Here is a 20,931-nt window from a genome sequence, read left to right as displayed (position 1 = left end):
GAAGGGGCCGAGTCGGCGCGGCTGTGGCCGCCGTCGTGCTCGTCGGCGCGATCGCCGCGTGCCTGCTCGCCCCGCTGCTGTGGCCACTGGACCAGAGCGCGGTGGACCTGGCCCGTACCCGTCTGGCGCCGTCCTGGGGGCACCTGGCCGGCACCGACGAACTCGGCCGCGACGTGGCTCACCGCAGTCTCTACGGGCTGCGGGTGTCCCTGCTCGTCGGCGCGGTCGCCGCCCTCGTGGCCATGGTCATCGGCGGCTTGGTCGGCGCGGTCGCCGGCACCGTCGGCGGCCGGGTCGACCGGGTGCTGATGCGCATCGTGGACACGATCGCGGCCCTGCCGCACCTGCTGCTGGGCATCTTCATCGTGGCGATGCTGCGGCCCAGCCTCGGGGCGGTGATCCTGTCCATCGGGCTGACGCACTGGCTGTCCACCGCCCGCATCGTCCGCTCCGAACTGCTCAGCCTGCGTACCCGCCCGTTCATCGACGCGGCGATCAGCGGTGGGGCCTCCCGCACCCGCGTGCTCACCCGGCACCTGCTGCCGCACGTACTCCCGCGCCTGGCCCTGGCCACGACCCTGATGGTGCCGCACGCCGTGTGGCACGAGACCGCCCTGTCCTTCCTCGGCCTCGGTCTCCCACCGCACCTGGCGTCGATCGGCAACATGATCAACGATGGGCAGGGGTCCCTGCTCACCGGTGCATGGTGGGCCAGCATCGTCCCCGGCCTCGCCCTCGTCGTGGTCACCCTCGCCCTGGCCGTCCTGACCGGCCGGTGGCGCGACCGCCTCGACCCCCGCGTACGAGCGGAGCTCAACCTGTGACCACCACCGCCCACACCGCCGCGACCAGGGCCGGGGCCGGCCCCCAGCAGGCCCTGCTCGACGTTGTGGGGCTGAGTGTCCGCTTCCGCCTCCGTGACGCCACGGTGCACGCCGTCACCGACCTACACCTGGCCCTGCACCCCGGGGAACTTCTCGCGGTCGTGGGCGAGTCCGGGTGCGGCAAGTCGGTGCTCGCCCACGCGCTACTCGGCCTGCTACCCGGCAACGCCGTCGTCACCGGCCATGCCCACCTGCATGCCGCGGGCACCGGGCCGGTCGACCTGTTGAACGTGGGCGAGCGCCACCTCGCCCGTACCGTGCGTGGCCGGGCCGTGGGGCTGGTGCCGCAGAGCCCGGCCACCGCCCTGAACCCGGTCCGGACCGGCCGACGGCTGCTGGAGGAAACCCTGCGGGCCCACGGCCACACCCGCCGGGACGCGTCCGTGGCCGCCGACCGGATCGCTGCCGACGTTGGTCTCGACCCGGCCGACCTCGACCGCTACCCGCACGAGCTGTCCGGCGGCATGGCCCAGCGCCTGGTCACCGCTCTCGCGCTGGCCCCCGACCCGCCGCTTCTGCTCGCCGACGAGCCCACCACGGGCCTCGATCGCCCGCTGGTCGACCACACGCTCGACCTGCTGCGCCGCCGCTGCGACGACGGTGCCGCCGTCCTGCTCATCACCCACGACATCACCGCCGCCCGCCGCGTCGCCGACACCGTCGCCGTCATGTACGCGAGCCGCATCGTCGAGCACCGCCCCACCGGCACCCTGTTCGACGCCCCCACCCACCCCTACACCGCCGGGTTGCTCGACGCGCTGCCCGACCGTGCCTTCCGACCCGTTCCGGGACATCCGCCGATGCTCACCGACCTGCCTGCCGGCTGCGCCTTCGCGCCCCGCTGCGACCGTGCCACCGACACCTGCGCCACCGCACCCGCGCTCGGCCGGGAGGGCGCCGGTCGGGTCGCCTGCCACCACCCGACGAGGGCCGGAGCAACCGCATGACCGCCCCCGCCACGGACACCGCCGTCCCGTTCGACGGCCTCGCCGCCCACCAGGTCAGCGTCTCCTTCGGGCGGCAGCGGGTCCTCGACCGGGTCGACCTGCACCTCGCCCCGGGCGAGACCGTCGGACTGCGCGGCCCGTCCGGCAGCGGCAAGTCGACCCTCGCCCGGGTCCTCGCGCTGCTGCACACCCCCGGCACCGGGCACATCACCCTTGACGGCAAGCCTGTGGCCGGAGCCCGGCACCGGCTACCCGCCGCCATCCGTACCCGGGTCGCGATCCTCTTCCAGAGCCCTCGCGCCGCCACCGACCCACGGCTCACCCTCGCCGACATCGTCGCCGAACCCCTGCGCGCCACCGGCACGGCCACCGACGCCGCACGCGCTCGGGCGGCGGAACTGGCCGACATCGTCGGCCTTACCCCGGACCTGCTCACCCGCCGCCCGCACGCCGTCAGCGACGGCCAACTGCAACGCGCCTGCCTCGCCCGGGCGCTGGCGCACCGGCCCAAGTACCTGCTCTGCGACGAGGCCACCGCCATGCTCGACGCCTCCACCCAGGCGCACCTCGCCGCCGTCATCACCGACTACCAACGGCAGCACCAGGCCGGGGTCCTGCTCATCACCCACGACCCGGCCCTGATCGCCCGGTGGGCCACCCGAATCGTCGACCTCCCGACGCCGGCGGGTTCGTAGCGAGCACATCCGGGCGATGGCCTGCGGGCGGCGGCGAGTCAGCCTTTCGTCACCGGCCCGCAAGCCGGAATCATCCCCTTGAGATGTCAGTGTTGATTCACTAGATTCGATGCTCAGGCACGATCAGTGACCGAATCGATACTCGGGAGGGTGACCCCATCGCGCACATCGACCTAGGGGTGGACGAGGCCGAACTGCCCGGCATCCGGGGGCCGCTGAGCTTCCGGCCGGAGACCGGCGGGCCGTTGCTTGAGCTGGTCGAGGTGCTGCTCCGCGGGGAGCACCCGCTGACACCCGGGGAGCGGGAGCTGATCGCCGCGTACGTCTCCGGCCGCAACGACTGCACCTACTGCTGTTCGGCGCACTCGGCGTACGCGGCGGCGCAGCTCGATGAGGGCATGACCCTGGTCGACCAGGTGCGCGCCGACGTGGACAACGCCCCGATCTCCGCGAAGCTGCGCGCCCTGCTGCACATCGCCGGAGCTGTGCAGATCAGCGGGCGCGAGGTCACCCCCGAGCTGGTCGAGGCGGCCCGCAAGGAGGGCGCCAGCGACCTGGAGATCCACGACACGGTGCTGATCGCGGCGGCGTTCTGCATGTTCAACCGGTACGTCGACGGCCTCGGCACCCAACCGGCTGCCGACCCGGGGTGGTATGCGCAGGCGTCCGAGCGGATCGTCAACACCGGCTATCGGCGCGTCCTCTGACGACGATCCGACCGGGCACCTCCGGAGCGAATGGGGCGTGACGTCATGGCACACATCGACCTGGGCGTGGACGAGACCGAGTTTCCCGGGATCCGGGGCCCGATGAAGTACCGGCCGGTGACCGGCAAGCCGATGCTGGAGCTGGCCGAAACCCTGCTGCGCGGGCCGCTCAGCCTGCCGACGGCTGACCGCGAGCTGATCGCCGCGTACGTCTCCGGCCTGAACGACTGCACCTACTGCTGTTCGGCGCACTCGGCGTTCGCCGCTGCCCTGCTCGATGAGGGCATGGCCCTGGTCGACCAGGTGCGCGCCGACCTGGACAACGCCCCGGTCAGCGCCAAGCTGCGTGCCCTGCTGCGCATCGCCGGGGCTGTGCAGCGCAGTGGCCGCGAGGTCACCCCCGAACTGGTCGGGGTGGCCCGCGACGAGGGCGCCACCGACGAGGAGATCCACGACACGGTGCTGATCGCGGCGGCCTTCTGCATGGTCAACCGGTACGTCGACGGCCTCGGCACGTTCGCCCCGACCGATCCGAAGTTCTACGACGAGACGGCCCAGCGGGTCATCAGCGTCGGTTACCGCAACACGGTCTGAGCTCGGCTCTCGGCCCGTACCCATCGACCGGACTGTTGCCTGGTCGCGCCATGATGATCGCGTGATCATTCCGCGACGATCGTCGGTCTGGGTGACTCTTGGATGCGTGTTGCTGGTTGTGGCCGGTGGTGCGCTGTTGTGGCTCCCGTTTCATACTCAGTTCGCGCTCGACGACTGGATGGCCGAGTTGAGAGCCACCGGTGTTCCGGCGCGGGCGGTCGTCTACAACCGGGTGACGGATGACGGTGGCAATCGGGAAAGCCCGGCGACCACGATGTTCGTTCGGTACGAGTTGTCGGGCCGGACGTACGAGCAGGAGGTCGGCTGCGTCGAGGTGTGCCGGCCAGTTGGTGACGAGATGTCGATCTGGGTGAACCCGGCCGATCCGGGGGACTTCGTCACGGACTTCGACCAGCTCAGCGGGCACCGCGGTCGTGCACAGGGTGTGCTGGGCGCGGTCGGGTTCGGGATCCTGGTGATGGCGGTTCCTCTGCTGCTGTCCCGAATTCCGTTCGGGCGGTGGTTTCCTCGACGGACCCCGCGGCGTCGATCTGCCGCCCCGACCCAGGATGGTGGCAGGTTCACGGGCCGTTCCAAGCACAAGCGGAGTGCTCGGCGGTGACGATCCGCAGGCTCGGGGCCTACAACACCTTGACGTACATCGATGTTATCGAGAACATCGATGGACCTCGGCCATGGGTCGATGCGGCAGAGCGGCACACGGCGTCGACCCAGCCCTATCCGAAGGACTGTCATGATGTCGTCCGCTCTCCCCGTACCCCGGTCCCGCATCCGACTCACCGCGCTGCTGGCCTCGATCGTGGTCGTCGCGGCCGGCGGCGTGGCCCTGACCACGCGTCCGTCGGACGCGGCCCCGCGCGGCGCCGTGGTGCCACTGGCCGCCGCGACCCCCACCATCCCGCCGGCCGCCTACCCCAACCCCGGACTGGTGACCGGCAACGTCGGTGTGCACGACCCGACGATCGTGCGCCGGCCCAACGGCGGCTACCTGGTGGCGCACACCGGCGACAACATCGCCCTGAAAACCTCCACCGACCGGATCGCGTTCCGCAACGCGGGCAACGCCTTCCCGGGCGGTGCACCGTGGACCACGGCCTACACCGGCGGCAGCCGCAACCTGTGGGCACCGGACCTCACCTACCGCGGCGGCCGGTACTGGATGTACTACTCGGCCTCCACCTTCGGCTCGAACCGGTCGGCGATCTTCCTGGCGACCAGCACCACCGGCGAGTCCGGCAGCTGGACCAACCACGGCCTGGTGATCGAGACCCGCACCTCGGACAACTTCAACGCCATCGACCCGAATTTGTTCGTCGACTCCGACGGCCGGTGGTGGCTGAGCTTCGGCTCGTTCTGGTCCGGCATCAAACTGATCGCGCTCAACCCGGCGACCGGCAAGCGCGCCGACAACACGATCCACAGCATCGCCGGCCGTGGTGGCGGCGCGATCGAGGCACCGGTGATCGTCAAGCGCGGCTCCTACTACTACCAGTGGGTGTCCTTCGACCGTTGCTGCCAGGGCGCGTCCAGCACGTACCGGGTCATGGTCGGCCGGTCGACAAGCGTCACCGGCCCGTACGTCGACCGCAACGGCACCGCGATGAACGCCGGTGGCGGCACCCAGGTGCTGGCCGGCCACGGCAGCATCCACGGCCCCGGTCACCAGGCCGTCATGGCGGACAGCGACGCCGACGTGCTCGTCTACCACTACTACGCGAACAACGGCACGTCCCTGCTCGGCATCAATCTCATCGGCTACGACTCCGCCGGCTGGCCGTTCGCCTACTGACCTGCCGTAGCGGTTGGATCAGCCGTCAGACAGCGGCAGGGGTGGGCCCAATCGGGCCCACCCCTGCCTGTTTGCCTCGCGTTGGATCAGTCGCGCGGGACCTGGAGGATCACGCGGCGGCGGCGGAACATCACGAGCAGCACGGCGCCGAGCGCGAGCACTGCCGCGCCGCCACCGGCCAGCATGGCCGCCGGGGCGCCGGTGACGGGCAGCCCTCCACCCGACCCGCCGTTGTCGTCACCGCCACCGCCACCGGCCGTGCCGGTGTTGATGACGATCTGGGCGGTGTTGTTCTCCGGCTTCGACTCGGTCGCCGGGCCGCTGTTGCGGGCCACGATCGTGCCGTCGGTGCCCGGAGCCGACTTGATCTTCACCCGGACGGTCGACTTGATCCGGCCCCAACCGGAAGCCGTGGCGGGGAACTCGCTCTCGAAGTTGCACCGCAGCTTCGCCGACTCCGGCAGATGCTCGTGCTCGGTGCCATCGGTGTAGCACCACTCGGAGGGCAGCAGGACCGTGCCGGACGGCGCGGTGATGATCACGGACGGGCCGCCGCCGTCGGACGGGCCGTTGTTGACGACCTCGTAGGCGACGTTGACGGTCTGCCCGACGGCACCCTTCACGGCCGGCGCGGTGACCGCGATGTCGAGGGTGTTCGCCTTGCTCCAGAACCTGAAGTCCGCATAGTTATCGGACTCGTCGAGCTCACGCTGCGCGGCGCGCTGCTTTGCGAGGTCGCCCTTCGCACCCTGCGACTGGAGCTTGCGAACCTTGTCGGCGAAGGAAGACCCGGTGCCCTTGGCGCGAGCGCTGCTCTTCGCCGCGCGCTCCTGGCCGGCCAGGGCGACGTCGACCGAACTGTAGTGCTCATCCGGACCGCGCAGGTTGCGACCGAAGGTGATGTTGAAGAGCGACTCGCCGGTCTCGTCGTCGAACAGCAGCAGGCCGTCACCGGGCTCGAGCGTCAGCGGGACGACGCAGCTCACCTCGCTGGGGCCGTACACGTAGGGCTTGCCGATGTCGTCCGGGTAGTAGTCGGTGTAGGTGCAGTCGCTGTACCGCTCGGCGAACGTGGCACCGGTGGGGACGCTGACCCGCACCGTGAAGTTCGTGGCGGCGGCGTCGCCCTCGTTGCCGATGCCCGAGTACAGCGGGACGGTGTCGCCGGGGCCGACCGGGTGGTCCTTGTCGTTCAGGTCCGCCGCGGCGGCAACCAGATCGGGACCGGACGCGAGCACGGTGACCGGGAACGACGTGACGTCGTTGGCCGGTGCCATGTCGTCCTCGTTGCCGTCGATGGTGACGGTGACCTCGCCGGCGTCACCGGGGACGGCACCCGGGCGACTCGTCAGCGAGAGGGGGTCCACGGTCAGGACCTGACCGGCGTCGAGCGCGCCGACGGTGCAGGTGACCTTGCTGCCGGCCAGCTTGCAGATGTCGCTCCACTCCGGCACGGCTGCGGTGACCCTGTCGGAGACCTTGCTCAGGTCCAGGGTGACGGTCACACCCGTGGCGGGGGCCTCGCCGTAGTTGTAGACGTACATGCCGACGGTGGTGCCGCCGTTGTCGACCTCGGCAACGGGCTCACGGTTGAACGACACGAACAGGTCGGGCAGTGCCTCGGCGGCGCTGGCCGGGGGCGCCGTGCTGAAGAGGGTGGCGGTCGCCAGCACCGCCGTTGCCGTGGCAAGGCGAGACCACATGGCCTTTTTGGGATTCATGGGGTTCTCCGGTGAGGGAAGGTAGAGGACCGGACCCTAACGGATGATCATGAATGGCGCTGCCCCGTTCGGCGACGGGTCACGCCACCTCGTACTCCAGCAGGAGCACGCCGGTGCTTGTCGGCACGCACGAGGTCAGCCGCAGCCGTCGCGGCCGGTCCGTCTCGCGGAACAGCCGCTTGCCGGTGCCGAGCAGGAGGGGGTGCAGGAACAGCCGGTACCCGTCGACCAGGTCGTTCGCGACGAGGTCGTGCACGAGCACACCGCTGCCCAGCACGACGATGGTGCCGTCACCCTGCGTCTTCAATTCCGCGACCGCCGGCGCGAGGTCTCCGTTGAGCCGCCGGGCCCCCGACCAGGTGAAATCGGTCAGGGTACGGGTGGCGACGTACTTCGGGGTCGCGTTGAGGTGTGCGGCCATCGGGTTGTCGTCGGGCTGGCTCGGCCAGAAGGCGGTCATCTTCTCGTAGGTCCGGCGGCCGAAGAGGTACGCCGTCGTCGACCGCAGCCCTTCCAGTGCGGTGGCTGTCTGGGTGTCGTCGAAGTACGGCGCTGCCCAGCCGCCGTGCTCGAACCCGCCGTCGCGATCCTCGTCCGGTGACCCCAGCCCCTGCATGACCCCGTCCAGCGTCACGAACTCGACGACAACCAGATTCCGCATGACCGCACCCCTCGACTCGGTGGCGACACCGCGTCGCCCGCTCGCCCTCTACACGAACGCAACGCGCGCCGATCGACAGTCGATCCGGCCGAGTTTCCGGTCGAGCGGGACCCACCGTCAGAGCCAGACGACGATGCCGGTCAGGTCGTTGAGCACGGCGGCGACGCCTGCCCGGATGGCGGCGGCACACCGCTCGGCCGTGAACGAGCCCGCGTCGTACGTCGAGGACATGCCGAGCCCTTCGCCACGGAACGACGCGCCGGACCAGTCGACGGCCGTGACGTTGTGGGTGGGCTCGGCCAGCTCCGCGCCCACCACGAGGAACTTCTCGTCGAGGTGGTTCGGGGTGACCAGCGCGAGCGCGTCGATCAGTTCGTTGCCCGCGCTGACGATGAGATCGGGGCCCATCTCCATGGCCTTGGCGATGGTCGGAACGGCGTCGTGCGCGTTGCCGACGGTGATCGTCCTGAGGTCGACGTGCTCGTCGTCGGCCCAGTCCTCGACCGCCGTCACGAGGGCCTTGGTCGGTTGGTCGTCACCGCCGGTGAGCAGGACGACCCGGTAGTCCTTCGGCGGATGGACGCCTGCCCACGAGCCGGGCTGCGGCGTGATGGTCGCCTCCGGAGCGGGCTTCGTGGAGGGGTCGACGAACCCTGGGCCCAGAGTGCCGATGGCGCTGGGCGCGGGGTGTGGCTGTGACCAGTCGTCGCCGGAGTTGCAGGCGGTGACCAGCGCGGCGGTCGCGGCCAGCATGGCGACGGCCCGAAGCGGGGGGCGCAAGGCGGTCGTCCTTTCGAGTGGTGGCGGGAAGTGCACGTACTGCTTCGTATTCCTATCTCAATTCCGTCTGCCGGAAATCCGCAGAGGGGCGTTCCGGGGCTTTGTTCTCCGGCGGTTCGTCGGTGCGCGGGCTGCCGTTCACCCACGGCATGCAACGTGCACTGGCCAACCGAGGGAGTCGCATGTTAGGGCACGTCCGCCGTACAGTTATCGTCATCGCTGTCGGGATCATCGCGGCGGTGATCCCCTTTCTGGGCACCGGTCCGGCGTCCGCGCACGGCTTCTCGTCGACCGTGTACGCGAAAATTGCGGCCGGAGACGAGGGTCACATTCGCACGGCGATCGAGCTCGAATATGACCTCCTCGTCGTGTCCGCCGCCGATTCCGGTGGCGACGATCCGCTCTTCCAGGCCGGAACCGCCGCCTTCGAAGCGGGTGACACCGGTGCCCAGGCCGCGGCGCTGAAGGCCCACACCGCGACCGTGCTGAAGTACGTCGGCGAGCGCTTCTCCGTCACCTCACGCAGTGCGGCCTGCCGGCCGAGCCAGGTGGGCGACGCGACGATCGGCGAGCGTGACGGCGTGCCGTACGCGAACCTGCTGCTCGACTGGACCTGCACCGAGAGTGCCGACGAGCACGAGGTCCGCAGCGGTCTCTTCCCCGACGACGAGGGTTACGTCAAGGGCACCAAGACGATCGTCACCTACGAGGTCGACGGCCGTTCGGGCAGCGCGGCCCTCGACGCCGCCCACCCCTCCTTCTCGACCGCGCAGGCCTGGTACGAGCGGTTCGGTGAGTTCTTCCTGCTCGGCGCCGAGCATCTGCTGTCCGGCATCGACCACATTCTGTTCCTGCTGGCGCTCATCGCCGGATCGCGGCGACTTCGGGAGATCGTGCTCGCGGCCACGAGCTTCACCCTGGCGCACTCGGTGACGTTCATGCTCGCGGCCCTCGGCCTGGTCGAGGTGCCGGGGGCGATCGTGGAGCCGGTCATCGCGTTGTCGATCGCCGTCGTCGCCGGCTGGCACCTGTGGGGAATTTGGCGGCGCGGCGGTCACGCGACCGACCTGGACGCGGCCGGGCGCGGCCACTTCAGCCTGGACCGCTCCGGCTGGATCAGGCTCGGCGTGGTGTTCTGCTTCGGTCTCGTGCACGGGCTGGGCTTCGCGGGCGCACTGGGCATCGACGAGGCGTGGTCGTGGACCCTGCTGTGGTCCCTGCTGGTGTTCAACATCGGCATCGAGGTCGTTCAGTTGACGATTATCGCCCTCGTCTTTCCGCTGCTGCTCGTGCTGCGTCGCCGTGCGCCGAAAGCCGGTCTCTGGGCGACCGGCGCTGTTTCAGCGGGCGTGTCCATTATGGGCTTGGTCTGGTTTGTGCAGCGCCTTTCTGGATCATGAGTAGGGCTAAGTAGTTCGCGAAGTGCAGCCATTCGCAAGATCACGTTCATGGTCGGTTCATCGAGCAACGAAAGCTTGGATCTGCTTGCCCAGTGCCGGGCAAAGAACAATCCATCCCTCTATTTGAAAAGGGAACAATGTCGATGACATTGAGCACCTCGACACGGGCCTCCGGGCTCGTGCGGCGGCGCCTGGTCGCCGGGGTCGTAGCCGGATTCCTCGGGATGGGCGCGGCCCTCGGTAGCGGCCTGATGGCCGGTGCCAGCGCGGCCGAGTCCACCACGATCAGCAGCGTGATCCTCGGCGTCGGCGCCAACGAGACCCAGCGCATCGTGACCTGGTACTCCTCCGCCGACACGGCGCAGAAGATCCAGCTCGCCCCGACCGCCGAGATCGTCAACGGCGAGTTCCCGGCCAGCGCCGTCAGCTTCGACGCCGTTGGTGCGGCGAACACCTCCACCACCGGCTTCAACCGGCACGCCACGATCAGCAACCTGCGCGAGAAGACGGCGTACTCGTACCGGGTCGGCTCCGAGGGCAACTGGTCCCCGGCGTACGCCTTCAAGACGCAGGACTTCGAGGGCGACTACGACTTCCTGTTCTTCGGCGACCCCCAGATCGGCTCCTCCGGCGACCGGCTGAAGGACCAGGCCGGCTGGGAGGACACCCTGAAGGTCGCCACCGCGGCCAACCCGAACGCCGAGCTGCTGGTCTCCGGCGGCGACCACGTCGAGTCCGCCAACGACGAGGGCCAGTGGACCTCGTTCATGGCGCCCGACCAGCTGCGTCAGTACCCCGTCGTCGCCACCATCGGTAACCACGACGTCGGCGGCAAGTCCTACGAGCAGCACCACTTCACCCCGAACACCGACCGCACGGCCCCGTACTACGACAACGGGAACCCGGCGGGCACCAAGTCCGGTGGTGACTACTGGTTCGTCTACAAGGACGTGCTGTTCATCGACATCAACAGCAACAGCTACAAGCTTCCGACCGACGGCAGCAACGCCGGCGACGCCGCGCACGTCTCGTACATCACCGACGTGGTCAACAAGCACGGCTCCGAGGCCAAGTGGAAGGTGCTGGTCTACCACCACTCCATCTACTCGCCGGCCAGCCACGCGACCGACACCGACAACAAGCAGCGGCGGGAAGACTTCACCACGGCCTTCTCGAACCTCGGCATCGACATGGTGCTGCAGGGTCACGACCACAGCTACTCCCGCAGCTACTCCATCAAGAACGGCCAGAAGGAGAACCCGGCCGAGAAGCCGGGTGCTGCCGACGTGTTCCCCGGCCCGGGCGGCGTCATCTACGTGACGGCCAACTCGGCCTCCGGCTCGAAGTACTACGACATCAAGAAGCCGGACAACACCGGCACTGGCATTCGCGGCAACGGTCCGGACCCGCTCGACCCGGGCAAGTACTGGTACAACTCGGTGCAGAACCAGGAGCACGTCCGCAGCTACGTCAAGGTGCAGGTGCGCGGCGACAAGCTGGTCCTGGCGAACATCCGCAGCGGCACCTGCGCGGCGCCGAACGCGGCAGTCGAGGGCGGCCTTTCCTGCGTCAACACCCCGGACGGTCAGCCGGTCGGCTCGATCGTCGACAACGTGACCGTGCACCCGTACAACGGTGACGGCCAGTCCATCCAGGTCAACGTGCCGAACCCGGCTCCGGGCGAGTTCGGCTGGACGATCGACGGCTACAACGGCCTGGTCGACCTCGGTGTCGCGCAGGAGCGCAACGGCACCTACTTCCAGGCGAGCGGCAAGATCAACCCGATCCTCGTGTCGGACAGCCGCCGCTCGCTCGCCCCGTGGTCGATCTCGGCCAACGTGGGTGACTTCCAGGACGGCGACAAGACGTTCTCCGGCTCGTTCCTGGGCTGGACCCCGTACGTGCTCGACGCCGGCGCCGGTGCCGAGGCCGGTGCTCCGGTCCTGTCGTCCTTCGACGACCAGGGCAAGGGCCTCTCGGTCTCCAGCGGCCTCGGTGCGGCCGCCCAGGGCCACCCCCGGGGCGGCGCCAAGCTCGGCGCTGACCTGGACCTGAAGATCCCGGACAGCGTCGCGAAGGGCAGCTACCGCGCCACCCTCACGATCACTGCGCTCAGCAGCTGACCGGACCCAGTGAGCCGGTGGGGTAGGCGCCCTCGCGGGCGCTTACCCCGCCGCTCGTCACCAGTACCAACCCAGACCGTCTGAGGACCCGAGATGCCCACGACCGAAACGCGCCGGAAAGCCACCGTCGTCGCCCTCCTTCGTACGACCGTCCTGTCCCTGCTCGCCGCCGTCGCGGCCGTCGGCGTCGCTGCCGGACCCGCCGTGGCAGCGGACGGCGACGTCGCCTGGACGGTGCGGACGGCCTCCAACAGCTACGGCGCCGACCGGTCCAGCTACAGCTACAACGTGAACCCCGGCGGAGTCGTCGAGGACGCCATGGTCGTGGCCAACCGCGGCCCGGCGGCACTGAAGCTGTCCGTGTACGCCGCCGACGGATTCACCACCGGCGCGGGCCAGCTCGACCTGCTGACCAGGGACAAGAAGTCCGTCGCGATCGGCGCCTGGGCGCACGCGGGCTCCGACAGCGTGGTGATCCAGCCCGGGAAGACCGCCCAGGTCCCGTTCCGGATCAGCGTGCCCGACAACGCCACACCCGGTGACTACGTCGGCGGCATCCTCACCACGCTGACCCAGGCCAACCAGGCCGAGGGCATCAACGTGGATCGGCGCCTCGGTATCCGGATCAAGCTGCGGGTCGGCGGCGAACTCGCCCCGAACCTCGCGATCGAGGACTTCCACGTGCGCTACGACGGCACGCTCAACCCGTTCGGCAAGGGCGACGCCACCGTCTCGTACCGGATCCACAACACCGGCAACGCGGCGCTGTCCGGCCAGCAGGACGTGTCGGTCTCGGGCCCGTTCGGCATGCTGCGGGTCCGGGCCGACGAGATCGCCGCGCCACCGGAGCTGCTCCCCGGCGAGAGCTGGGACGTGACGGTGCCCGTGCACGGCGTGACGCCCGCGGTCCGGCTCGCGTCGACCGCGACCCTCACACCCCTGCTCACCGACGCGTCCGGCTCCACCACCTCGCTCAAGCCCGTCCAGGCCACGGCGCACGGCTGGGCCCTGCCCTGGATGCTGACGCTGGCACTGGTCGTCCTGATCGCCGTACTCGTCGGTGCCGTTCTCTACCGGCGGCGCAGCCGGTCGCAGCGCAGGACGCGGGAGGACGCCCGGGTACGGGACGCCGTCGCACAGGCGCTGCGCGGCCAGGGAGCGCAGACGGCCTGACACCCCTTGTGGGTGAACGGCGCCCAGCCCAGGGCCGGCGCCGCCGCACAGCCGGCATGCTGCGACGGTGACGCCGGTACGGGGAGGGATTCCACATGGTTGACGGGGATGTGCCCGAGCGGATGCAGGTCGCGGCCTTCGACGCGTTCGGCGGGCCGGAGGTGATCACCCTCCGGAAGATGCCCGTGCCGGAGATCGCCGCCGACGAGGTGCTGATCAAGGTGTGGAGCGCCGGCGTGGGGGTGTGGGACGCGTACGAACGGGAGGGTGTGCTGGTGCCCGAGGGCACCGAGTTCCCGATCGTGCCCGGCTCCGACGGTGCCGGAACCGTCATCACGGCCGGCGGCAAGGTCACCAACGTCGCGGCCGGCGACCTCGTCTACGTCTCCGCCACCACCCGGCCCAAGGGCGGCTTCTACGCCGAGTACGCGGTGGCGAAGGCCGAGTATGTGGCCAAGGTGCCCGACGGTGTGCCGGCGGAGCACGCTGGCGCCCTGCCCACCGACGGGCTGACCGCGCTGGCCGGGCTGGACACCCTCGGCCTGCCGGCCGGCGCCTGGCTGTTGATCTTCGGGGCGAGCGGTGGTCAGGGCCACCTGGCCGTGCAGTTGGCGAAACGGCAGGGGCTCAACGTGATCGCGGTGGCCTCCGGGCCGGACGGGGTGGCGCTGGTGACCCGGCTCGGCGCCGACGTGTCCCTCGACGGCCACGGCGACACCACCCAGGTGCTCGAACAGATCCGGGACGCGGCACCGGGCGGGGTGGACGGCATCCTGGCGATGGCCGGCGGCGACACGCTGGACCGTCTCACCGAGGCGCTGTCCGAGGGTGGCGTGGTCGCGTACGCCCACGGCGTGCGGCCGGAGCCGAGCGAACGGCCCGGCGTGCCGGTCCGGGCGTACGACGGCGTGGCCAACCCCCGCCAGTTGCAGCGCCTCAACGAACTGATCGAGGCGGGCCCGTTCGTGGTGCACGTCGCCGAGACGTTTCCGCTGGGCAAGGTGGTGGAGGCGCACCGACGGTTGCAGACCTCCTACGCGGGCAAGCTGCTGCTGACCATCGCCTGAGACCGGTCGACCTCAACGGGTGCGTTGCTGCGGCACGCGTACCGACGCCATGCCGGCCGCGGTCGCGGCCTGGATGCCCAGGTCGGTGTCCTCGAAGACCAGGCAGGACCCCGGGGGTACGCGGAGCTGCTCCGCCGCGAGCAGGAACGCCTCCGGGTCCGGCTTGGCCCGCGTGTAGTCGTCGGCGCAGACCAGCACGTCGAAGCGGTCCAGCAGGCCGAGCGCGTCGAGGGACGCGGTGACCGAGGCCCGGGTGCTGCCCGAGACGACGGCGAACGGGACCCGCCGGTGCGCGTCGTGGATGTGCGCCAGCACCTCGGGCACGGCGGCGAGCTGCGGCAGCAACTCCTCGTAGTAGCTCTCCCGGCGCTCGACGACTGTCGCCACCGGCATGTCCAGACCCTGCTGCTCGTTCAGGGTGACGACGATGTCGGCGGTCGGCCGGCCACCCCACGCGTAGAAGAGGTCCTCCGGGAACTCGCAGCCCCACTCGTCGAGGGCGCGCTGCCAGGCCAGGTAGTGCAGCGGCATCGAGTCGACGATGGTGCCGTCGCAGTCGAACAGGTACGCGGCGAACTCACCGGGCGGCAGAGGCAGACTCACCGGGGAAGGGTACAGCGCGGGCTCGCGGAACAGCTTCAGTCGGCCGTGACGGAGGCCAGCCGGCGGAGCAGATGCTCCCGTTCCGGCTCGGTGCCGACCAGCGTCAACGCGTTGCGGTACGCCGCCGCGGCCTCGCCGTTGCGGCCGAGCAGGCGCAGCAGGTCGCCGCGGGTCGCCGGATACGGGTGGTAGCCGCGCAGCCGAGGGTCGTCGGCCAACTCGTCCAGCAGCGCGAGCCCCGCCTCCGGCCCGTCCCGCATCGCCACCGCGGCGGCCCGGTTGAGCGCCACGACCGGCGAGGGGATCAGCCCGAGCAGCACGTCGTAGAGCGCCACCACCTGCGGCCAGTCGGTGCTTGCCACATCGGGAGCCTCGTCGTGCAGCGCGGCGATCGCGGCCTGCACGCCGTACGGCCCCGGTGGCCCGCCGGTCAGCGCGACAAGCACCAGCGCCCGCCCTTCGTCGATCATCGCATGGTCCCAGCGGGTGCGGTCCTGGTCGTCGAGGAGGACGACCGCACCGTCCGGTCCGGTACGCGCGTCTCGTCGGGCGTGGGTGAGCAGCATCAACCCGAGCAGCCCGGCGACCTCCCGCTCGCCGGGGAGAAGCCGGCGCAGGATCCGGGCCAGCCGGATGGCCTCCGCGGCGAGGTCGGTCCGCTGGAGATCCGGGCCGGAACTGGCCGCGTACCCCTCGGTGAAGACCGAGTAGACGGCCTGGAGCACCGTGGGCAGCCGTTCGGGCAGCTCGTCGGTGCCGGGCACCCGGAACGGGATGCGCGCGTCGCGGATCTTCCGCTTGCTCCGGACGAGCCGCTGGGCCATGGTCGCCGGTGGCACCAGGTAGGCCCGCGCGACCTCGGCGGTGGTGAGGCCGGCGAGGAACCGCAGGGTGAGCGCGCCCCGATCCTGCGCGGGCAGGGCCGGATGTGCGCAGGTGAAGAAGAGCGCCAGCCGGTCATCGGGCAGGTCGCGGTCAGCGTCGGCGGGTGGGGCGGGCTCGGCCCGCTCGGCCTCCGCCTGGAGCACGGCGAGCCGGGTCGCCAGGACCCGGTCGCGGCGCAGGCGGTCCACGGCGCGGCGGCGGGCCGTGGTGAGCAGCCAGGCACCGGGCCGGCTCGGCACACCCTCGGTCGGCCAGTGCGTCAGCGCCGCCTCGATGGCCTCGGAGGCGACCTCCTCGGCCAGGTCGAGGTCCCCGAACCGGTGCACGAGCGAGGCGAGCAGTCGGCCGCGTTCCTCCCGGAACACCGCCTCCACGGACGAACCGACTGCTGCCTCCTCGCCCGCCACGGTCAGACCGGCATCTCGATCTCGGCGATCGGGCGGACCTGAACCCAGCCACCGCCGACAGCACCGGGACTGCGGGCCGCCCACTCCAGCGCGGCGTCGAGGTCCGGCACGTCGATGACGTCGTACCCGCCGAGCAGTTCACGGGTCTCGGCGAACGGACCGTCGGTGATCGTGCGCTCGCCGGCCGGCCCCACCCGCACGGACGTACAGGTGGTCAGGTCCTGCAAAGGATGCCCGGAGACCCAGACCCCGGCGTCCTTGATATCCCGGTCGAAGCGGATCCAGTCCTCGAAGGTGCACCCGTTGTCGACGGCCTCCCCGTCGGGTCCGACGGGACTCATGAACAGCAGCATGTACTTCACGTTTCGGCTCCTCTCGGTGCGGCGTGTCGCCGTACAGCATGACGACGAACGAGGCCCGGGGATATCGACACGGCGTCAAGGTTCTTTTCCGAGGCCCCCCGGGCCTGGGAATTCACGGGAGCAGCGGCTGCGCCGGGTCGGGCCGCTCGTCGCGCCGGTCCATTCGCCGCTCGTACCAGGTCACCCCGATCAGGAAGACGGTCAGCACGGCCAGCGCCGCCAACGGGGGCAGAGATCGGCCGACCGGCAGCAGGGCCAGCGGCAGCAGCGCGGCCACGACCTGCGTCGGGTAAACGGCGCGAACGGTCAGCCGGCGGAAGACCAACCTGCTGAGCAGGTAGAGGGCAGTGCCGCCGTAAAGGGCGGTGGCGGCTTCCCAGCCCAGCCGGTCGGGATGGGACGACTCCTCGGTGAGCTGACCCAGCACCTCCTCGATGCCGAGCGCGACGTAGATCGCGCCGATGATCAGCGGGGAGTGCCCCAGCCCGTACGCGTCGCCGGCCACGCCGGCCCGCCGCTCACCCGGCACGTTGGCGACAGCCTGCCGCGCGGCGGGCGCCAGCCGGTCGAAGTAGAGCCACCACAGGCAGACCGTGCTGGCGAGCCCCAGCAGTGCGGCCAGTACGGCCGCGCCGACCGGCGCCATCGCCCGTGGCCCTGCGCCAGCGGAGAGCAGCGACTCGCCCAGCGCAATGATCAGCACCAGCCCGAACCGCTCGGTGAAGTGGTCCACGCTGCGCAGTTGCCACGGCCGGAAGAAGGACGCGATCCGGGCGCCACCGATGTCCACCAGGAGCGCCGCCGTCCAGAGCACCGTCTGGGCCGCGCCGCCGAGCAGCGCGCCGCCGAGCAGCGGGAACCAGGCCAGCACCACCGGAACGGCGAAGAACCGCAGCGTGGAGCGCAGTGCCGGGTTCGTCGTGCTCACCCAGAACAGGATCACGAGCTGCACCGCCCGGCCGACCACGTAGGCCAGGGCGAGGGTGAACGGCGCGTCGAAGAGCTCCGGGCTCTGCTGCCACGCGTCCGGTAGCACCAGTGCGGCCACGAAGATCGCGGCCATCGCGACCAGGGTGGCCGCGCGGACCAGGCCGACGTCCGGACGGACCAGGTTTCCCAACCAGGTGTACGGCCCCCAAGAGTAGAGCAGCAGCAGGAGGAGGAGCAGCCCCTGGGCCAGAGTGAGCGCGGTCGGCGACCCGGCCATGAACGTGATGACCCGGGTGAGGGCGAAGACGAAGACCAGATCGAAGAAGATCTCGAACATCGTGGTCCGGTGCGTCTCCGCAGCCGGCACCGGACGAACGCGGAAAATCCCCCTCATCCCCGCATTCTGCGCTGATCGAGGGCGAGCCGGCCGACCATCCAACCGGGGTCCCCCTGCTTCAGGCCGAGGCGTCCGTCCGACGCCGGCTCCGCTCGGCCCGTCGCCGCACCTGCTGGTACGCGCCGGTCAACCCCATCGCCCGGCGTACCTCGATCAAGGTCTGGCGCACCTCCTGGCGGGTCCGCTCGGTGCCCTCGACGATCAGCCGGTCGACCAGTCCCCGATCGGCCTCGATCTCTGCGCGGCGCTCCCGGATCGGCGCCAGGAACCGCTCCAACGCGACGACCAGCCGCTCCTTGACCTCCACGTCACCCACCCGCCCGGTCCGGTACCGCCGGGCCAGGTCCGCGACCTCGTCGCGGTCCGGGTTGAACACCTCGTGGTACGCGAAGACCGGGTTCCCCTCCACCGTTCCCGGCACGTCGGCCCGCACCCGTTTCGGGTCGGTGTACATCCCGCGCACCTTGCGACGCACCGTGGCCGGATCGTCGGAGAGGGCGATCGCGTTGCCTCGGCTCTTGCTCATCTTGGCCACGCCGTCGGTGCCCACCAGGCTCGGCGTGTCCGACGGGATCATCTCGGGCACCGGGAAGACCGGCCCGTACAGGTGGTTGAACCGCCGGGCGATCTCCCGGGTCACCTCGACGTGCGCCGCGTTGTCGCGGCCGACCGGGACCACCTCCCCCTTCACACAGAGAAGCGCCGAGCGGGGCGAATTCGCCCCTCGGTCAGCGAGATCGGCTCAGCGAGCCGTCCGCCATCGCGCGCCGGCGCGAAACCGCAGACCACCGGCACGGAGGACATCCAGAAGTTGCTCACGGCCGTCGCCGGAACTGCTCGGGAACGCGGGCACCACACCGCGCGGGAGGCCGTCGACCATGTCGACCGCCTCCGACGCGCAGTTGCCCATCCGGACCACGGCGTCAGAATACCCGCGGGGTGGCGCCGGCCGGGGGAACGTAGCGGTCGGCGTAGTAGTTGCCCACCCGCTCCCGGTACTCCGGGTCGACCGCGTCCGAATCGAACGGCGGCGCGTCCTTGATCTCCTGCCGGGTCCGGTCGACGTGCACGACGCGTTCCTGGTGATCCACCTGGGCCACCGTGCCGGCCGGCAGCAGCACCTTCTGACCGAAGATCCATGGCCCGGTGTCCACCACCAGGTACCCGGCATCCGCCTCGTCGCTCGCCTCGTCGATGGTGCCGATGCGCCCGTCACTCGCCTGCACGTGGTAGCCCACCAGGTCCACCTCAGTACCGGGGCCGGGTGCGTCCGGACCGTCGTGCCCACCGTCCTGCCGCTGCGGAGGTGTGACCGAGTGGGTGGTCTGGTCGTACCCGCCAGCGAGGGCGGACGGGTCACGCCAGGCCCACGGATTGAAGATCGAGGGTTGCATGAGGGCACCTCCGGGTGGACGGTCTACAGGCTGTCCTGTCTCGCAGTGCCCACCGGGCTGTCGTCGGAAACGGACGCGCTGTCGCCGGCGGGCGCGTCGCCGCCGGCTCGCGTCCGCGATCAGCCTGGTGAGCAGGGCCGCTGGCATACTCGACTGCCATGGTGTTGTCGCGAGGGTGGGCCGTCTTCCTGGTCGGGGTCGGGATCTGGACCTGGGTGATCTGGCCGAGGTTCGCGGTCGCGATCTGGCAGGACCCGCGGTCCTGGGTGTCCGGCACGGTTGCCGACGGCGCCGCCACCAGCTTTCTCTGGGTGCACGCGCTGTTGATCGCGGCGTCCCTGGTCATCGGGACCACCGTCGGCGTCCTGGGCGTCCGGGCCTGGTTCGCGGCTCGCCAGCGACGGGCGTCCTGACGGTTCGCGGTCTGGCTGACGGTTCGGGGTCTGGCTGACGGTTCGCGGTCTGGCCGACGTTCGCGGTCTCGCTGGCGTTCCCGATCTGGCTGGTGTTCCCGGTTCGGCTGACGCGGAGTGGTTCGCCGCTCAGCGGCGGCGGGTCGTGGCTTCCCCGCTATGGGACGTGGAGTCCGCGTGTCGACAGCCTCGACCCGCGTCCCTCGCCGACCAGCTTCTGACCGGGAGCGCCGACGCCGCTGATCGACACCAGATCGGCGATATGGGGGCATCGCACCGCCGGGAGACCCCCATATCGGCGATCTGGCGTCGGTCGTCGCCCGCCAGGGGCCGCGAGTGTGACGCGGGACGCTACCCGCGGATTTGACGATCAAACCCGCGGACGCGTAACTTTCTCTCTGCCAGCGCGGAACGGGGCAAACGGGACGAAAGTCCTGGAGCACCGAAACGAACTGGCAGCCGAGTCAAAACAGGGGTTCGCTCCTGCGAGACACGGTCCGGGCGGGGCTCGCCGAATCAGCCGCGAGGCGGATTTGGCGCAGCGAAGCCGACCGGGTAAGGTTCACCCCCGGCAGGGCACCGGGCAAGCCCGCAGGAAACTGCGGCGGCCGGCCTGCCGAATCCGATGACCTGACGCAGCGGTTCGCTGCTGCGTGAGTGCGCCGGGACCAACCCGTACCAAGCACGACAGACCGGGACACACGGTTTGACACGGCGCAGACGGTGAGGTAACGTAGTAAAAGTGCCCGGCGCGAGAGCGGCGGGGACGCAGAACGGAAAAGCCCCGTGATGGGGCCCCGGGTTGGGGCTTTCTGATCGGTGTGTGGTTGTTCTTTGAGAACTCAACAGGGTGCTTGTAAAGCCAGTGCCAATTATGATTTATACCCCGGACTGGTCGGGCCTTTATGGTTTGGCTGGTTGGGATTCCTTTGGCAACATTTGTTTGTTGTCAGGATGCTGTTCAACTAATTTTTTGTT

The 20,931-nt window shown here is 70.2% G+C and carries 20 protein-coding genes and 1 pseudogene; 12 read left to right on the top strand and 9 right to left on the bottom strand.

The window, feature by feature from the left end; translation table 11 throughout:
• Positions 1-23 precede the first annotated feature (23 nt).
• The 7 genes from ABZ808_RS08830 to ABZ808_RS08800 all read left to right on the top strand — a co-directional run bounded on the left by ABZ808_RS08830 (position 24) and on the right by ABZ808_RS08800 (position 5,637).
• Entirely contained in the window at positions 24-824 is an 801-nt protein-coding gene (locus ABZ808_RS08830; RefSeq protein ID WP_357002898.1) for an ABC transporter permease, read from the top strand.
• On the top strand, positions 821-1,831 hold the full coding sequence (locus ABZ808_RS08825; RefSeq protein WP_357002896.1) for an ABC transporter ATP-binding protein: 1,011 nt from the start codon (positions 821-823) through the stop codon (positions 1,829-1,831). The genes ABZ808_RS08830 and ABZ808_RS08825 overlap by 4 nt, the downstream gene beginning before the upstream one ends.
• The gene (locus tag ABZ808_RS08820; protein WP_357002894.1) at positions 1,828-2,526 is read left to right on the top strand and encodes a dipeptide/oligopeptide/nickel ABC transporter ATP-binding protein; all 699 of its coding nucleotides are present in this window, start codon (positions 1,828-1,830) and stop codon (positions 2,524-2,526) included. The genes ABZ808_RS08825 and ABZ808_RS08820 overlap by 4 nt, the downstream gene beginning before the upstream one ends.
• Positions 2,527-2,684: 158 nt before the next feature.
• Positions 2,685-3,233, top strand: a complete 549-nt coding sequence (locus ABZ808_RS08815; RefSeq protein WP_357004763.1) for a carboxymuconolactone decarboxylase family protein — start codon at positions 2,685-2,687, stop codon at positions 3,231-3,233.
• Between the two features lie 45 nt (positions 3,234-3,278).
• Positions 3,279-3,827, top strand: coding sequence for a carboxymuconolactone decarboxylase family protein (locus ABZ808_RS08810; RefSeq protein WP_357002892.1), 549 nt, complete (start codon positions 3,279-3,281; stop codon positions 3,825-3,827).
• Between the two features lie 106 nt (positions 3,828-3,933).
• The gene (locus ABZ808_RS08805; protein ID WP_357002891.1) at positions 3,934-4,449 is read left to right on the top strand and encodes a DUF3592 domain-containing protein; all 516 of its coding nucleotides are present in this window, start codon (positions 3,934-3,936) and stop codon (positions 4,447-4,449) included.
• Between the two features lie 135 nt (positions 4,450-4,584).
• On the top strand, positions 4,585-5,637 hold the full coding sequence (locus ABZ808_RS08800; protein ID WP_357002889.1) for an arabinan endo-1,5-alpha-L-arabinosidase: 1,053 nt from the start codon (positions 4,585-4,587) through the stop codon (positions 5,635-5,637).
• An 86-nt stretch (positions 5,638-5,723) separates the two neighbouring features.
• Here the strand turns inward: ABZ808_RS08800 and ABZ808_RS08795 are convergent, their stop codons facing one another.
• The 3 genes from ABZ808_RS08795 to ABZ808_RS08785 all read right to left on the bottom strand — a co-directional run bounded on the left by ABZ808_RS08795 (position 5,724) and on the right by ABZ808_RS08785 (position 8,799).
• Positions 5,724-7,358 carry a peptidase gene (locus ABZ808_RS08795; protein ID WP_357002887.1) on the bottom strand — a complete coding sequence of 545 codons (1,635 nt, stop codon included), beginning with the start codon at positions 7,356-7,358 and terminating at the stop codon, positions 5,724-5,726.
• Positions 7,359-7,437: 79 nt separating this feature from the next.
• Positions 7,438-8,019 carry a dihydrofolate reductase family protein gene (locus ABZ808_RS08790; protein WP_357002885.1) on the bottom strand — a complete coding sequence of 194 codons (582 nt, stop codon included), beginning with the start codon at positions 8,017-8,019 and terminating at the stop codon, positions 7,438-7,440.
• A gap of 117 nt (positions 8,020-8,136) precedes the next feature.
• Positions 8,137-8,799, bottom strand: coding sequence for a hypothetical protein (locus ABZ808_RS08785; RefSeq protein WP_357002883.1), 663 nt, complete (start codon positions 8,797-8,799; stop codon positions 8,137-8,139).
• A 122-nt stretch (positions 8,800-8,921) separates the two neighbouring features.
• Here ABZ808_RS08785 and ABZ808_RS08780 point away from each other — a divergent pair, with 122 nt between their 5' ends.
• The 4 genes from ABZ808_RS08780 to ABZ808_RS08765 all read left to right on the top strand — a co-directional run bounded on the left by ABZ808_RS08780 (position 8,922) and on the right by ABZ808_RS08765 (position 14,562).
• Entirely contained in the window at positions 8,922-10,199 is a 1,278-nt protein-coding gene (locus tag ABZ808_RS08780; protein WP_357002881.1) for a HupE/UreJ family protein, read from the top strand.
• 143 nt (positions 10,200-10,342) lie between these two features.
• Positions 10,343-12,322, top strand: coding sequence for a metallophosphoesterase family protein (locus ABZ808_RS08775; protein WP_357002879.1), 1,980 nt, complete (start codon positions 10,343-10,345; stop codon positions 12,320-12,322).
• 93 nt (positions 12,323-12,415) lie between these two features.
• Complete coding sequence (locus ABZ808_RS08770; RefSeq protein WP_357002877.1) at positions 12,416-13,495, top strand: DUF916 domain-containing protein; 1,080 nt, start codon at positions 12,416-12,418, stop codon at positions 13,493-13,495.
• Positions 13,496-13,590: 95 nt separating this feature from the next.
• A complete protein-coding gene (locus tag ABZ808_RS08765) occupies positions 13,591-14,562 on the top strand; it encodes an NADP-dependent oxidoreductase (protein WP_357002875.1) in 972 nt (323 codons plus the stop codon).
• A 12-nt stretch (positions 14,563-14,574) separates the two neighbouring features.
• Here the strand turns inward: ABZ808_RS08765 and ABZ808_RS08760 are convergent, their stop codons facing one another.
• The 6 genes and pseudogenes from ABZ808_RS08760 to ABZ808_RS08735 form a co-directional block, all read right to left on the bottom strand.
• A complete protein-coding gene (locus tag ABZ808_RS08760; RefSeq protein WP_357002873.1) occupies positions 14,575-15,165 on the bottom strand; it encodes an HAD family phosphatase in 591 nt (196 codons plus the stop codon).
• Positions 15,166-15,200: 35 nt separating this feature from the next.
• Entirely contained in the window at positions 15,201-16,424 is a 1,224-nt protein-coding gene (locus ABZ808_RS08755; protein WP_357002871.1) for a sigma-70 family RNA polymerase sigma factor, read from the bottom strand.
• A 35-nt stretch (positions 16,425-16,459) separates the two neighbouring features.
• Positions 16,460-16,798 carry a YciI family protein gene (locus ABZ808_RS08750; RefSeq protein WP_357002869.1) on the bottom strand — a complete coding sequence of 113 codons (339 nt, stop codon included), beginning with the start codon at positions 16,796-16,798 and terminating at the stop codon, positions 16,460-16,462.
• 133 nt (positions 16,799-16,931) lie between these two features.
• The gene (locus ABZ808_RS08745) at positions 16,932-18,143 is read right to left on the bottom strand and encodes a low temperature requirement protein A (protein WP_357002867.1); all 1,212 of its coding nucleotides are present in this window, start codon (positions 18,141-18,143) and stop codon (positions 16,932-16,934) included.
• 61 nt (positions 18,144-18,204) lie between these two features.
• A pseudogene (locus ABZ808_RS08740) lies at positions 18,205-18,846 on the bottom strand (tryptophan--tRNA ligase); the annotation flags it as partial.
• 223 nt (positions 18,847-19,069) lie between these two features.
• A complete protein-coding gene (locus ABZ808_RS08735) occupies positions 19,070-19,540 on the bottom strand; it encodes a PRC-barrel domain-containing protein (protein WP_357002865.1) in 471 nt (156 codons plus the stop codon).
• Positions 19,541-19,698: 158 nt separating this feature from the next.
• Here ABZ808_RS08735 and ABZ808_RS08730 point away from each other — a divergent pair, with 158 nt between their 5' ends.
• Positions 19,699-19,953 (top strand): hypothetical protein, encoded by a 255-nt coding sequence (locus ABZ808_RS08730; protein ID WP_357002863.1) that lies wholly within the window; start codon positions 19,699-19,701, stop codon positions 19,951-19,953.
• Positions 19,954-20,931 lie beyond the last annotated feature (978 nt).

It is taken from the genome of Micromonospora sp. NPDC047527 (genome assembly GCF_040643015.1).
Lineage (GTDB): Bacteria > Actinomycetota > Actinomycetes > Mycobacteriales > Micromonosporaceae > Micromonospora.
Note: the sequence above shows the minus strand (reverse complement) of the source record. Positions and strands in the feature narration are given on the sequence as shown.